A 15,041-nucleotide genomic window follows, 5' to 3' on the forward strand; every position below is an offset into this window, starting at 1 on the left:
AATATGATTAATAAACTTTGAACTGATGTCAGTTTAGAAAATTATAATAACTGATATCCATTAACTGGAAAAATTACAGAAACACCACGACAATATAAAAATACATGACCAAATGTTCATGATTGATTTAAAACATTTGCTATTCGTGCTCAAAATGATATTAATGCTTATCTTGATTTTATTTTATCTAAATTTCCTTTTGATAGTTTTAAAGATAAATTAATTAAAGAAACGTTAAGAGATATGGTTTATGTAATGGTTGAACATTGAGTATTTAATCGTACACCAATTGAATTTAATGTTGATGCTACTATTCAATTTAATAATGGTAATCAATTTAGTGCAAGTAGTACTCCTACGATTAATATTTGAGATTTAGCTCCTAGTAGAATGAAAATATGAGCAAGATTAACAGAATTAAAACAAATATTTGCAAATTATAATAATGATGAAATAGATGTTGAAAAAATTGACTTAAAAGCATTTTATACTAGAAACCAAGTTGATGAATTAATTCAAGAACAAAAAGAATTTACATTATCAAAGCAAATAAAATTATATGATGATACTATTAATGGTAATAAAAATGAAACATATAGAGGACCAGTTACAAATTTAATAAATAAAGGTTATGTTGCAACAGAATATGATCCAAAAACTGAAACTATGATTTTAGATTGACCTAATGAAATTGGAACATTACCACCAGAAGCATTACAAAATAATCCACAAATTGGTGATTTTACCCATGCTGCAACATGTGACTTTTCTGCAAAACAACAAAAAAGAATTACTACAAATGAAAATAGTATTAAATTATTAGAAAATAAAATTGAGATTAATAAACAAAATATTGATGATATTAAAAATAACTGATTTAATATTGAAACTAGTCCATTATGAAAAGAGATATCTAATGAACTTTCAACTGATAATTTAAATAAAGAAATATTAGTAATATGAGGTTATATTTATGAGAGTGATATTTATAAATATAAATATACTAGAAAATCTATATTTAAATTAGATGAAGAATCTGCAATAAAATCATATACTCTATTAGATACTTTTTATTCAGATGAAACTAATAATATTAGATTATATTTAACTTGCAGTAATTATAAAATTCGTGCAAGTGCTACACCTGGAACATATTACTCAGGTTTTATTTCTAATATATATCAATATATAAGTACTGGAACAGCAACTGAATTTATAGCAGAAGAAAATACTGAACGTGATTACTATACAAAACTAGAAACTAATAATTTATTAGATAAAAACAAGATAAATTAATTGCTGGTACTAATATAACTATTGATGAAAATAATAAAATTAGTGCTACTGGTGGAAGTTCAGTTGATGAAAATAGAATATTTAATAATAAAGATGATAAAGATAGTACTACAAGATTAGTTAATGATATTATTAAAACTAATGTTGGTGGAAAAACTTTAATTTATAGAAATAATCCAGTTATAACTGATGATTTAGATATTCCAAATAAAAATATATAGATGAAAAATTAAAAGAAACAGAAAAAAAGTTTCCAATTGCTTTTCAAACATATGTTATTGCTTCTGATGTTTCTACATTAGAAACTACTAATAAAACTATTGTTGGTGCTATTAATGAAAATAAAGCAAATATTGATAAAAAACAAAATAAAGAAAATTGAGTTGTAATAGGAAATAGAGTTGATAATAGAACATGAGATAATTTTGATATTCATCTTGGTAAAACATATCGTGTATTTATAACATGAGAAAGACTTGCACCATTACAAAATGGTTATCCATTAATGTTAACGTTTAAATCAGCTAAAGCTGTTGGAACTGGTGTATGAACTCTTTTAATTGGTAAAATTGATAATAAAGATGCTTCTTTAATTCTTAATGCTGATTATACTAAAGCGACTAATAAATGAAGTTTATTTATTAAATGTGAAATTGATGGTGGTGCTATATTTAGTTTTGAGGAATTAAAAGAAAATACTTATCAAATTACTAGTAATACATTAGATATTACTTCACCAAGTGTAATTAATATAGATAAACCTATAAAAATTAATTCAAAAAGTTTAGAAACTAATGAAATAGAAGAAAATAATTGAGATATTGAATTAAAAAATAATCCAACACCAAGTCCAAGTAATCAACAATGAAAAGAAGTAGGAACAAGAGAAAAAAATAAATGAGATAATTGACAAATTACTTATGATTTTCAAGAAAATAAACATTATAGAGTTTATTATTCTTGAAGTATATATAATCCAGTTTATACTATTCAAGAATTTATTATAACTGATAAAAAAATTGCTGGTGTACAAATACAAACCTTTAATGATAGTGCTAATATAGTAATTTTATCAGTTCAACATGCAAAATTGATTACTATTTATAGTGGAAAAGGTAATTTAAAAGGTAATGTATGAAAATTAGAAGAATTACAGGAATAATATTATGTTTTTTAAAATTATAAAAATTATTTTAGGTTTAATAGGAGTTTTATTATCTTCTGCGGTTGCTGGTTTAATTATATTCATTATTGTAAAAATTGTATTAAAAATTAATCAAATATTTTAAAAAAAGGTGGTGAATATTATGTTAAGTCTATTTAAAAGAAAAGAAAAAAGTAATATTAGTGATAATCAAAATGAAAAAGTAAAATTTTTAACTAATAAAAATAAAAGTACACATGCTTCTATTTTAAATTATTTTGGTTTTAATGATTTTAACCATGAAACTTATTTTACTGATTTTGTAGCTGAAAATAATGCTAATTTATATAATGCTCCATTAGATATTAATAATGAAACTATTAAACAATATTTAATTAAACAAGAGTTTTATAGAAAAAATTGAAATTCTATTTTTAAATTAAGTAAATTAGGAATTAGTGGTTATTTAATTTTTATTGCTAATGATGATTTATATTTTCAAGTAGTTGATATACAACAAAGAGTTTATGATATTACTGGTAAATTAATTCAATGTACTATTTTTTATGATAGTTATGAACAAAATGCACAAATGGTAAGATTATTTGAAATTTATACATTAAATAATGAACAAGTAACTATTAATCGTGCAATTTATAGTATTAGTGATAATAAAAAACAATTTCCATTAGATTTTAAATCATTCATTAATAATCCTAATTTAGAACAAGAACAAATACTAAATATTAATTATATTCCAATAGCAATTATGCGAAATAAAGCAAATGAATTAGCAGATTGTAATAAAGTAATGGATAAAATTAAAGCATTAGATGTTATTTATGAACAAATTGTTTTAGATACTATTTTAAACTCACCTAAATTTATTTTTAATCAAACTTATGGTAATGTTCAATCAACGTTAGAACAAGCAGTAAGAGAATTAGTTACTAAAAATTATTTATTTAAAAGTGGTGGTGATAATAACGAACAAAACGAAAATATTAATATGACAAGTAGCAACTTTAAAGGTAAAAATTTAACTGATATATACGATTGAAATGTTAATGAAATATTTAAACGTTGTGGAATTCATATACCAAGTCAAAAGAAATCTGCACAACAATCAGTTCCCGAAAGTACAGCTGTAAATATTTCAACTATTAATTATATTGAACAAAAATTATGACAATTTAATATTGATATTCTTAAATTTATTCAAATATTAGTAAGTGTTGATAAAGACTTATTAAATAGTAAAACCTTTAATATTAATGATGAACAAGAAATTAATAACTTAACCGTGAAATTAAAATTATTTAATCCCGAAAATAACCAATTAATAGGAGAGAACAATGGAAAACAACAACAAACCACAAACTAAGTTTCCACAGAAACAAACTAAACTCAATCAAGCAGAAGTAGAAAATGATTATTTAATTGATAATATTCCTTATGACTTGCTAAATTGTAAAGGTAAGTGCAACTAAATTATTTTTCTATCCAAATATTCGATTGGTGAAAGATAATTTAGTATTTTTCTCGGTTTTTGATTTAAAGACAATATAAATTTATGAACTTCATTTTTATTAGTTTTTGAAAAAATAAATTTTTTAGGAAATTTTTCTCTAATTAAACCATTAGTATTTTCATTAGTACCTCTTTGTCAAGGTGAATATGGATTGGCAAAATAAATTTTTACATCTAAATTTTTTTCAAGTTGTTGTCAATTTGAAAATTCTTTGCCACGATCAAAAGTAATAGTTTTAACAATGTTTTTAGGAAGAATTGATAAATAATAACTGACATTTTTATTAATAACTTTAGTAGTTCTGTTTTTAACTAATATTGCTAAAGTAAATCGTGATACTCTTTCAACTAAAGTTATTAAACATGATTTGCTTTTACCTCGTGATGATACTATAGTATCTCCTTCTCAATGACCAAGTGTTATACGATCATTAACATTTATATCTCGTTCTTTAATTGATTTACCATTAAACTTGCCACGATTTTCTTTAGATTTTCGTTTTTTACCTTTTCTTCTTAAATTTTTACTAGTAACTTTATCAAGCATTCCAAAATAAATTCAAGTATAAATTGTTTTAAAACTAATAACTCATTCTTTATGAAAATTTTTAATTCTGCCATAAATTTGTTCAGGTGATCAACCTAATAGTAATTTTTGTTGTACATATTTTACTAAATTCTTATTTTTAAACTTATGAAAACTAATATGTGATTGTTTTCGATTTTCAGCTTTATTTTGTGCAATTAATGAAAAATAATGATTATTATCTTTATTTCTATTAATTTCTCGAATAATAGTACTAATACTTCGATTAAGATTTTTAGCTATTTCACTAATTTTAAATTTAAATTTCAATTGATTCTCAATATAAATTCTTTCATCTATGCCAAGATGTTTATAACTCATATAAAAACTCCTTACTTTTTTCTAAACTAAATTTAGCATTATGAAATTTTTATATGAGAATTTTTTGCAATTTTATTTACTTGCACTTACAAGTATAACTCAGCACTTTACTAATCTTATGAGTAGCAAAGGTGACCCTGAGCTTAAAAGAGCATATGATGAATTTAAACTAAGAACTTTATATATTTATGAAATTGAACGTTTATTTAAAAATAATGAAAATAATAGTTTAAGATTTTCAGCAAATACTATTAAAATTGGTTTTATTGATATCGATAAAGTATTAAAAACTACTGCGGCTGAAACATCAGACTTTACTATGCAATTAAATCAAAGAGCAAGCACTAATATTAATGATAATACTATTGAATATAGTATGACTGATATTAAAAATTTAATTTTTCAAGAAATAAATTTATTAAATCAATTTAAATTATATGCAGTTTCTATTAATGAACCTTTAACTGAAAATAATATTGATAATTTATATATCATTAATAATTATTCTCAACCTTATCAAAACCCAAAAACAAGAAGTACTAAAAGTATAACTATTATTAAAATTAAAGTATTAAAATTAAAGATTTTAAAACAAGAGATGGTTATCCAATTATTATTAAATTACAAAAACCATTAGATAAAGATACAAAAGCAATTGGTTTAAAAATTAAAGCCCCTAGAAGCATGATTTTTGGCAATATAAAGGTACTTGGTGAAGTTGACAATAGGAAGTATACCCAAAGTTATTTGTCAAGGATAAGATAGCATTTCCGCTGTTATCAATGCCTATTGAAACTCAACCAAAAGTTAGAATATTACAACAATGATTTAGTGAACAAATATTACCATGAAATTTAGCAAAACAATTTATAGGACAAGAAAAATCAGTTTTAGATTTAATTGCTATTGGTGGAGGAACTGAAACAAAAAAAGAAATTATTAATAATGCAAAAATAACATATGCTAAAATTGGTAAATATGATGGACCAGCACCAGTACCTAAAAATTAGCTGATTTTGAAATGAAAAAGAATGAACAATATATATTATATAGTCATAGAGAACCAACCCCACCATATCCTAGTAAATATATTGCTATTGAGTTATCACAGAACTTTAATTCAATTGAAATTGAAGTAAATGATAAACCACCAATTGATAGTTTACAAAAAGTATTATTAGATATGTTAACTTATACATATACTTATAACAGAAATTTTGATGGTGCTGTATATGAAAACGGAAATCCTAAAAATGATATTGCTAAATTAAGACAAAAATTTGAAGGTCAAAAGCCTGATGATGTTATTACTAATTTATTTAAAGAATGAAAATTAGATTATCCAAATTATATAAATTTACCACAAGTTCAAATATTTAAACAATTAATTATTATGTTATCAAATAATATCTATTCAAATATGTCAATTAATAAAGGATTAAATGACGATAATAAAATTTTATTACCTTATTATTTTGAATTAAAATCAAATCCTATACATACAGATACTGGTAAAGTTTGAGAATTTAAAGATGTAAAGGTAATATTAAAATCTAAATATTTTGATTTTACAGATATTAATAATATTAATTTAAAAAATAATGATATTAGTCAAAATGAATTATTTAAACTAGATGATAATCAATTTAATTGATTATCTATTACCAATGAATTAGAAAGTAATAATATTCCGTCATTAATTCCTGCTGATTGAACATTAGGAAATGGAGAATATGGAAAATATTTTACAAGAGTAATTATTAATAAAATTAAAATTGAAAATGTTTTAAATTTATATGGTTCAAATAAATCTCAATTATTTTCTAAATTAGAATTTTATAAAGAAATTTCACAAATTGATAATAATATTGAATTTGAATTACAAATTGAAAATCCGATTAATAATTTAAATCGGATTGAAATTAGCGGAATATTTGGTTCTGGAAATTATGATTTAATTTTAATAACAGAGAAACAAGAAATTGATTTAAAAAATATTAATTTATTCGATAAATATAATGAAAATATCTCTTATATAAATTTAGAAATTTAATTATCAATCAAAATATCCATTTGGATATTTACCATCCCATTCTATATCAACTTTATGTTGTTTAACAGATGAAAAATATAGTGAAAATACATCTGATGAAGTTGTTTTATCAACTCAAATTTGATACTTACCAAAAACTATACTATGGTCTGGTTTTTCATATGAATATTTGAAATTATTTTCATGGGTAAGCACCCCCCATGATTAATCCTATTGTTCCAGTTGTAGCACCAGTTAGTGCTAATGCTAATGTTATTTTACTTAAATTTGTTTTTATTCATGTTTTCATATTAAATTACTCCTTTTTTAAATTTTATAAAACTGTACGATTATTTGAATAATAATGATTTTGTTCATTATTTGGCGTTTTATTTATATGATTTACTAGATTTTGAATATTAGTATTTTTTTGTCTTTTTTTAAAAATTAAATTTCATATGTTAATTTCTTTATTTAATCTTTTTATTTTTTCATTAATTTCAAAAATTTTCTTTTTATTTTCTTTGTTTTTGTTAATAATCCCAAAACTAAAAAGTGTAATAAAAAAATTTTTAACTTTTGGTTGTTTTTTAATTTTTGTTATTTCATTATTCATATCATTAATTGTAGTTTTTGCTAGTTCAACTTTATTTTTAATTACTTCTTCATTACCATTATTAATTTGTGCAGATTTTAAAAAATTAAAAACTCAATTATATTCCAATTCTAATGTTTTCATTTTTTTCTCCTTTTTCCTTGATTTTACTTATAAATTGTACTATTTTTGATTATTTTTACAAGTATGCTTTGTCATATGTCATTATTTAGTGATAATTTCCTATTAGTTATCGAGCAAAAATTTCCCAAAAGTAAAGTTAAATATACTTGGTGATAAATATGGAAAGAAGCATGACTATGAAAGAAAAATATAAGTTTAATATTATAAATGACATTATTATTAATAAATTATCTAAACATCAAGCTAAGAATAAACTTAACCTAACTATTAGAAGAATTAACCAATTAATTCAAATTTTCAATAGAGAAGGTAAAGTTGGTTTTATTCATAAATCCCGAAATAAAATTTCTAATAAAACAACAAATTTTGAAATCAAAATTAAGATTATAAATTTATATAAAACCAAATATTATAATTTTAATTTTCAACATTTCCATGAGAAATTAAACAATGAAGAAAAAATTAAAATTTCATATAGTACACTTTATACTATATTAATTAAAGAAAAAATTACTTCACCAAAAAGACATAAAAATAAGAAAAATAACTTGCATCCTACAAGAAACCGAAGAACAAATTTTGGTGAATTAATTCAAATGGATGCAAGTAATCATCATTGATTTGGTAAGGATAAACCAAAAGCTTTTTTACATGCTGCAATTGATGATGCTACAGGCAATATTGTCGGACTATGATTTGATCATCAAGAAACATTAGATGGTTATTATAATGTTTTTTATCAAATTTTAACTAAATATGGCATACCAAAAACATTTTATACTGATAATAGAACAGTTTTTGGATATAAAAAAACAAATCGATGCTGGCAAAATAAACACGGAAAATGATACTTATACTCAATTCCAAAAGTCTTGTAATGATTTAGGTGTTGAAATTATTAGAACTTCCATTCCACAAGCTAAGGGTAGAATCGAACGCTTATTTGGAACACTTCAAAGTCGCTTAATTAGTGAACTTAGACTTAATAAAATTAAAAATTTAGAAGAAGCTAATCAATTTCTTAAAATATATATAAGTATTTTTAATAAGCAATTTGCCTTACCTATTGATAATAATAAATCTGCTATGATTAAAGCTCCAAACCAAGAAGAAATAAATATTTATCTTTCAAGATTTTCTAAAAGAAAAACGGATAGTGGTTCAACTATAACATATTATGGTAAAAAGTATTTTCCTTATAAAAATAGCAAAGTTCAATACATACAACCTAGAACTGATGTAATTGTACTTAAATCGTTTATTAATGAGTTATATCTTAGTTATAATCATCAAATATATGAATTAAAAGAAATAGCACCAAAACCAATTATCAAAGAAGAGTTGATAAAAACTAAAAAGGTTTATATACCAAATAAAAACCATCCTTGAAGATATGGATACTAATAATACCAAATTAAAATTAGATAAAATTCTTTTTATAAAAGATTATTTTTGTGAATACTTAACTATATAAAATTTTAAATCGTTTGTCGAGCAGCAAATTTGATGCCTTAAAATTGATTTTAAAGATATAAAAAAATAAAATTATACACCACCAATAGCACAAGCACCAGAAGCCATTGTTGTAATACCACCAACAACATTACCAATTATGGGAATAGTATTTAAAGCACCATTAACAATAGTTAATGTGTTTTCACAATTTAAATTTGATTTATTTTCTAGATTTAGAAGTCTGTTGTCAAGTTCATTAACTTGTTTTTTTAAAGTTTCAAAATCTGCTTTGATTCCTTGAATATTTTTGTTTAATTCATCTAACTTTAATTCATGTTCAATTAAAGTTGAAATATAACTTCAATCTCTTATATAACCTTTTATTATTTCTTTTTCTTGTCTTTTTCAATTATATAATGCTTGAGGATTAAATGTTTTAGAATTATTGATTGCTTGTGGTAAAGTAGAATTTCATTCATTTATATGTGCAAATCATTGTTTAACTTTTGAATCATTTGCTATAATATTTGAAATTTCATTAAATTTATCTTGTGTTACATAGGTAAAAGTTGGTTTTGTCAAACCATAAGAATAGGGACTAAAAGTACCAACAATTATTTTTTTTCAAAATAGCCAATAAAGTGTGAGTAATTAGATTTATCCAATAAATAAACTTCTGATAATTTAAAATTATGATATTTTTTCTTTATGGCACTTTTAATTTCGTTATCAACGTTATGATTAATTTTTCCTAAATTAATTTTTATATCTTTATTTCAATCTGGAAAATCATTTTCTAAATTATCAAGACGATTATTTGGATAATATTTCTCATCTTCTGTTATTATTCTTACTGATTCAAAATCAAATCAATTAAATGGTTTTTCATAAAGTACAATTTCTATACGTTCTTTTCTAGAACTATCTGTATATACTTTTTCAATTTTTGAAAAATTATCTCAAATTGTTTTACCTACTTGTTGTATTTCTTTTCATGTTCATGGAAAAATTGCAGTAATTGAAATATCATTAGAATTATATCGTTGCATCATATCCTCTTTAAATTTTTCGCCAAGTTCTCATGCAGGATTATCTTTTCAATAATGATAATCAGCTATTATTCCTTCAAAAGTTTTTGGTGTAAATGAACAAGTTACTTTACCTCAACTACCCCTTATTTCGTTTTTACCATTTAATGTTCTTTTTAATCGATTTCTGTGTTTTTCATGACGATGTTTATTCATATTTATTTTGCTATTTGTTGTTGGGTTGTTAATAATAAAATCTGTTTGATTATTACTTGCAAAATTTAATTGTTGATTTACTAAATCTAAACTAGTCGTATTTTTTCTAACTCAATTTTTAATATTTGAATTATCAATTGACTTACCATTAATACCTTGTATTTTATTATTTAAAAGTGGAGCAGTTAATACTCACAATTTAAATCAATAACTTGGACTAAAATATTTCATAATTTTGTTCTCCTTTGAAAGTAAATATAAAAATATTTACTTTCAAAACAAAGCAACTTTTATTTGTTAAATTTTACTTCTTTTTTATTTTTTTTGATAAATATTTTTGGGAAATTTTCACTCGATATTGACATCCTTGAATATTTTTGTTTAATTCATCTAACTTTAATTCATGTTCAATTAAAGTTGAAATATAACTTCAATCTCTTATATAACCTTTTATTATTTCTTTTTCTTGTCTTTTTCAATTATATAATGCTTGAGGATTAAATGTTTTAGAATTATTGATTGCTTGTGGTAAAGTAGAATTTCATTCATTTATATGTGCAAATCATTGTTTAACTTTTGAATCATTTGCTATAATATTTGAAATTTCATTAAATTTATCTTGTGTTACATAGGTAAAAGTTGGTTTTGTCAAACCATAAGAATAGGGACTAAAAGTACCAACAATTATTTTTTTTCAAAATAGCCAATAAAGTGTGAGTAATTAGATTTATCCAATAAATAAACTTCTGATAATTTAAAATTATGATATTTTTTCTTTATGGCACTTTTAATTTCGTTATCAACGTTATGATTAATTTTTCCTAAATTAATTTTTATATCTTTATTTCAATCTGGAAAATCATTTTCTAAATTATCAAGACGATTATTTGGATAATATTTCTCATCTTCTGTTATTATTCTTACTGATTCAAAATCAAATCAATTAAATGGTTTTTCATAAAGTACAATTTCTATACGTTCTTTTCTAGAACTATCTGTATATACTTTTTCAATTTTTGAAAAATTATCTCAAATTGTTTTACCTACTTGTTGTATTTCTTTTCATGTTCATGGAAAAATTGCAGTAATTGAAATATCATTAGAATTATATCGTTGCATCATATCCTCTTTAAATTTTTCGCCAAGTTCTCATGCAGGATTATCTTTTCAATAATGATAATCAGCTATTATTCCTTCAAAAGTTTTTGGTGTAAATGAACAAGTTACTTTACCTCAACTACCCCTTATTTCGTTTTTACCATTTAATGTTCTTTTTAATCGATTTCTGTGTTTTTCATGACGATGTTTATTCATATTTATTTTGCTATTTGTTGTTGGGTTGTTAATAATAAAATCTGTTTGATTATTACTTGCAAAATTTAATTGTTGATTTACTAAATCTAAACTAGTCGTATTTTTTCTAACTCAATTTTTAATATTTGAATTATCAATTGACTTACCATTAATACCTTGTATTTTATTATTTAAAAGTGGAGCAGTTAATACTCACAATTTAAATCAATAACTTGGACTAAAATATTTCATAATTTTGTTCTCCTTTGAAAGTAAATATAAAAATATTTACTTTCAAAACAAAGCAACTTTTATTTGTTAAATTTTACTTCTTTTTTATTTTTTTTGATAAATATTTTTGGGAAATTTTCACTCGATATTGACAGTATGCTTTGTCATATGTCATTATTTAGTGATAATTTCCTATTAGTTATCGAGCAAAAATTTCCCAAAAGTAAAGTTAAATATACTTGGTGATAAATATGGAAAGAAGCATGACTATGAAAGAAAAATATAAGTTTAATATTATAAATGACATTATTATTAATAAATTATCTAAACATCAAGCTAAGAATAAACTTAACCTAACTATTAGAAGAATTAACCAATTAATTCAAATTTTCAATAGAGAAGGTAAAGTTGGTTTTATTCATAAATCCCGAAATAAAATTTCTAATAAAACAACAAATTTTGAAATCAAAATTAAGATTATAAATTTATATAAAACCAAATATTATAATTTTAATTTTCAACATTTCCATGAGAAATTAAACAATGAAGAAAAAATTAAAATTTCATATAGTACACTTTATACTATATTAATTAAAGAAAAAATTACTTCACCAAAAAGACATAAAAATAAGAAAAATAACTTGCATCCTACAAGAAACCGAAGAACAAATTTTGGTGAATTAATTCAAATGGATGCAAGTAATCATCATTGATTTGGTAAGGATAAACCAAAAGCTTTTTTACATGCTGCAATTGATGATGCTACAGGCAATATTGTCGGACTATGATTTGATCATCAAGAAACATTAGATGGTTATTATAATGTTTTTTATCAAATTTTAACTAAATATGGCATACCAAAAACATTTTATACTGATAATAGAACAGTTTTTGGATATAAAAAAACAAATCGATGCTGGCAAAATAAACACGGAAAATGATACTTATACTCAATTCCAAAAGTCTTGTAATGATTTAGGTGTTGAAATTATTAGAACTTCCATTCCACAAGCTAAGGGTAGAATCGAACGCTTATTTGGAACACTTCAAAGTCGCTTAATTAGTGAACTTAGACTTAATAAAATTAAAAATTTAGAAGAAGCTAATCAATTTCTTAAAATATATATAAGTATTTTTAATAAGCAATTTGCCTTACCTATTGATAATAATAAATCTGCTATGATTAAAGCTCCAAACCAAGAAGAAATAAATATTTATCTTTCAAGATTTTCTAAAAGAAAAACGGATAGTGGTTCAACTATAACATATTATGGTAAAAAGTATTTTCCTTATAAAAATAGCAAAGTTCAATACATACAACCTAGAACTGATGTAATTGTACTTAAATCGTTTATTAATGAGTTATATCTTAGTTATAATCATCAAATATATGAATTAAAAGAAATAGCACCAAAACCAATTATCAAAGAAGAGTTGATAAAAACTAAAAAGGTTTATATACCAAATAAAAACCATCCTTGAAGATATGGATACTAATAATACCAAATTAAAATTAGATAAAATTCTTTTTATAAAAGATTATTTTTGTGAATACTTAACTATATAAAATTTTAAATCGTTTGTCGAGCAGCAAATTTGATGCCTTAAAATTGATTTTAAAGATATAAAAAAATAAAATTATACACCACCAATAGCACAAGCACCAGAAGCCATTGTTGTAATACCACCAACAACATTACCAATTATGGGAATAGTATTTAAAGCACCATTAACAATAGTTAATGTGTTTTCACAATTTAAATTTGATTTATTTTCTAGATTTAGAAGTCTGTTGTCAAGTTCATTAACTTGTTTTTTTAAAGTTTCAAAATCTGCTTTGATTCCTTGAATATTTTTGTTTAATTCATCTAACTTTAATTCATGTTCAATTAAAGTTGAAATATAACTTCAATCTCTTATATAACCTTTTATTATTTCTTTTTCTTGTCTTTTTCAATTATATAATGCTTGAGGATTAAATGTTTTAGAATTATTGATTGCTTGTGGTAAAGTAGAATTTCATTCATTTATATGTGCAAATCATTGTTTAACTTTTGAATCATTTGCTATAATATTTGAAATTTCATTAAATTTATCTTGTGTTACATAGGTAAAAGTTGGTTTTGTCAAACCATAAGAATAGGGACTAAAAGTACCAACAATTATTTTTTTTCAAAATAGCCAATAAAGTGTGAGTAATTAGATTTATCCAATAAATAAACTTCTGATAATTTAAAATTATGATATTTTTTCTTTATGGCACTTTTAATTTCGTTATCAACGTTATGATTAATTTTTCCTAAATTAATTTTTATATCTTTATTTCAATCTGGAAAATCATTTTCTAAATTATCAAGACGATTATTTGGATAATATTTCTCATCTTCTGTTATTATTCTTACTGATTCAAAATCAAATCAATTAAATGGTTTTTCATAAAGTACAATTTCTATACGTTCTTTTCTAGAACTATCTGTATATACTTTTTCAATTTTTGAAAAATTATCTCAAATTGTTTTACCTACTTGTTGTATTTCTTTTCATGTTCATGGAAAAATTGCAGTAATTGAAATATCATTAGAATTATATCGTTGCATCATATCCTCTTTAAATTTTTCGCCAAGTTCTCATGCAGGATTATCTTTTCAATAATGATAATCAGCTATTATTCCTTCAAAAGTTTTTGGTGTAAATGAACAAGTTACTTTACCTCAACTACCCCTTATTTCGTTTTTACCATTTAATGTTCTTTTTAATCGATTTCTGTGTTTTTCATGACGATGTTTATTCATATTTATTTTGCTATTTGTTGTTGGGTTGTTAATAATAAAATCTGTTTGATTATTACTTGCAAAATTTAATTGTTGATTTACTAAATCTAAACTAGTCGTATTTTTTCTAACTCAATTTTTAATATTTGAATTATCAATTGACTTACCATTAATACCTTGTATTTTATTATTTAAAAGTGGAGCAGTTAATACTCACAATTTAAATCAATAACTTGGACTAAAATATTTCATAATTTTGTTCTCCTTTGAAAGTAAATATAAAAATATTTACTTTCAAAACAAAGCAACTTTTATTTGTTAAATTTTACTTCTTTTTTATTTTTTTTGATAAATATTTTTGGGAAATTTTCACTCGATATTGACAGTATGCTTTTAAAT

The 15,041-nt window shown here is 22.7% G+C and carries 17 protein-coding genes and 2 pseudogenes; 10 read left to right on the plus strand and 9 right to left on the minus strand.

Features of this window, described 5'->3' with window-relative positions:
• The first annotated feature begins 3 nt into the window (after window positions 1–3).
• From AACL03_RS01350 to AACL03_RS01370, 5 genes are all read left to right on the plus strand, one after another.
• Window positions 4–1,296 carry a hypothetical protein gene (locus AACL03_RS01350; protein WP_339038904.1) on the plus strand — a complete coding sequence of 431 codons (1,293 nt, stop codon included), beginning with the start codon at window positions 4–6 and terminating at the stop codon, window positions 1,294–1,296.
• A gap of 505 nt (window positions 1,297–1,801) precedes the next feature.
• Window positions 1,802–2,458: a hypothetical protein gene (locus tag AACL03_RS01355; protein ID WP_339038906.1), complete on the plus strand. Its 657-nt coding sequence runs from the start codon at window positions 1,802–1,804 to the stop codon at window positions 2,456–2,458.
• Window positions 2,459–2,462: 4 nt separating this feature from the next.
• Window positions 2,463–2,585 (plus strand): hypothetical protein, encoded by a 123-nt coding sequence (locus AACL03_RS01360; RefSeq protein WP_255495889.1) that lies wholly within the window; start codon window positions 2,463–2,465, stop codon window positions 2,583–2,585.
• An 18-nt stretch (window positions 2,586–2,603) separates the two neighbouring features.
• Window positions 2,604–3,824: a hypothetical protein gene (locus AACL03_RS01365; RefSeq protein ID WP_339038908.1), complete on the plus strand. Its 1,221-nt coding sequence runs from the start codon at window positions 2,604–2,606 to the stop codon at window positions 3,822–3,824.
• Window positions 3,796–3,930: a hypothetical protein gene (locus tag AACL03_RS01370; RefSeq protein ID WP_339038910.1), complete on the plus strand. Its 135-nt coding sequence runs from the start codon at window positions 3,796–3,798 to the stop codon at window positions 3,928–3,930. The genes AACL03_RS01365 and AACL03_RS01370 overlap by 29 nt, the downstream gene beginning before the upstream one ends.
• Here the strand turns inward: AACL03_RS01370 and AACL03_RS01375 are convergent.
• Window positions 3,927–4,877: an IS30 family transposase gene (locus AACL03_RS01375; RefSeq protein WP_339038665.1), complete on the minus strand. Its 951-nt coding sequence runs from the start codon at window positions 4,875–4,877 to the stop codon at window positions 3,927–3,929. The genes AACL03_RS01370 and AACL03_RS01375 overlap by 4 nt on opposite strands.
• Before the next feature lie 40 nt (window positions 4,878–4,917).
• On the opposite strand from AACL03_RS01375, the gene AACL03_RS01380 reads away from it, so the two are divergent.
• From AACL03_RS01380 to AACL03_RS01390, 3 genes are all read left to right on the plus strand, one after another.
• Entirely contained in the window at window positions 4,918–5,514 is a 597-nt protein-coding gene (locus tag AACL03_RS01380) for a hypothetical protein (protein WP_339038912.1), read from the plus strand.
• A 145-nt stretch (window positions 5,515–5,659) separates the two neighbouring features.
• Window positions 5,660–5,887 carry a hypothetical protein gene (locus AACL03_RS01385; RefSeq protein ID WP_339038914.1) on the plus strand — a complete coding sequence of 76 codons (228 nt, stop codon included), beginning with the start codon at window positions 5,660–5,662 and terminating at the stop codon, window positions 5,885–5,887.
• Between the two features lie 11 nt (window positions 5,888–5,898).
• Window positions 5,899–6,930: a hypothetical protein gene (locus tag AACL03_RS01390; protein ID WP_339038916.1), complete on the plus strand. Its 1,032-nt coding sequence runs from the start codon at window positions 5,899–5,901 to the stop codon at window positions 6,928–6,930.
• Here AACL03_RS01390 and AACL03_RS01395 read toward each other — a convergent pair whose 3' ends face one another.
• Entirely contained in the window at window positions 6,931–7,125 is a 195-nt protein-coding gene (locus AACL03_RS01395; RefSeq protein ID WP_339038918.1) for a hypothetical protein, read from the minus strand.
• A 118-nt stretch (window positions 7,126–7,243) separates the two neighbouring features.
• The gene (locus tag AACL03_RS01400) at window positions 7,244–7,648 is read right to left on the minus strand and encodes a hypothetical protein (RefSeq protein WP_339038919.1); all 405 of its coding nucleotides are present in this window, start codon (window positions 7,646–7,648) and stop codon (window positions 7,244–7,246) included.
• 158 nt (window positions 7,649–7,806) lie between these two features.
• Here AACL03_RS01400 and AACL03_RS09965 point away from each other — a divergent pair.
• Window positions 7,807–9,052: pseudogene (locus AACL03_RS09965) on the plus strand (ISNCY family transposase).
• Window positions 9,053–9,193: 141 nt separating this feature from the next.
• On the opposite strand, the gene AACL03_RS01415 reads toward AACL03_RS09965, so the two are convergent.
• From AACL03_RS01415 to AACL03_RS01430, 4 genes are all read right to left on the minus strand, one after another.
• Window positions 9,194–9,685, minus strand: coding sequence for a hypothetical protein (locus AACL03_RS01415; protein ID WP_338980346.1), 492 nt, complete (start codon window positions 9,683–9,685; stop codon window positions 9,194–9,196).
• Between the two features lie 32 nt (window positions 9,686–9,717).
• A complete protein-coding gene (locus AACL03_RS01420; RefSeq protein WP_339038780.1) occupies window positions 9,718–10,578 on the minus strand; it encodes a hypothetical protein in 861 nt (286 codons plus the stop codon).
• Window positions 10,579–10,651: 73 nt separating this feature from the next.
• Window positions 10,652–10,999 carry a hypothetical protein gene (locus tag AACL03_RS01425; protein WP_339038922.1) on the minus strand — a complete coding sequence of 116 codons (348 nt, stop codon included), beginning with the start codon at window positions 10,997–10,999 and terminating at the stop codon, window positions 10,652–10,654.
• Between the two features lie 32 nt (window positions 11,000–11,031).
• A complete protein-coding gene (locus AACL03_RS01430) occupies window positions 11,032–11,892 on the minus strand; it encodes a hypothetical protein (RefSeq protein WP_339038780.1) in 861 nt (286 codons plus the stop codon).
• Between the two features lie 230 nt (window positions 11,893–12,122).
• On the opposite strand from AACL03_RS01430, the pseudogene AACL03_RS09970 reads away from it, so the two are divergent.
• A pseudogene (locus AACL03_RS09970) lies at window positions 12,123–13,368 on the plus strand (ISNCY family transposase).
• 141 nt (window positions 13,369–13,509) lie between these two features.
• Here AACL03_RS09970 and AACL03_RS01445 read toward each other — a convergent pair.
• Both AACL03_RS01445 and AACL03_RS01450 read right to left on the minus strand, forming a co-directional pair.
• Window positions 13,510–14,001, minus strand: coding sequence for a hypothetical protein (locus AACL03_RS01445; RefSeq protein WP_338980346.1), 492 nt, complete (start codon window positions 13,999–14,001; stop codon window positions 13,510–13,512).
• A 32-nt stretch (window positions 14,002–14,033) separates the two neighbouring features.
• Window positions 14,034–14,894, minus strand: coding sequence for a hypothetical protein (locus tag AACL03_RS01450; RefSeq protein ID WP_339038780.1), 861 nt, complete (start codon window positions 14,892–14,894; stop codon window positions 14,034–14,036).
• Window positions 14,895–15,041 lie beyond the last annotated feature (147 nt).

Source organism: Spiroplasma endosymbiont of Andrena trimmerana (assembly GCF_964019575.1).
Taxonomy (GTDB): Bacteria; Bacillota_I; Bacilli_A; order Mycoplasmatales; family VBWQ01; genus Spiroplasma_E.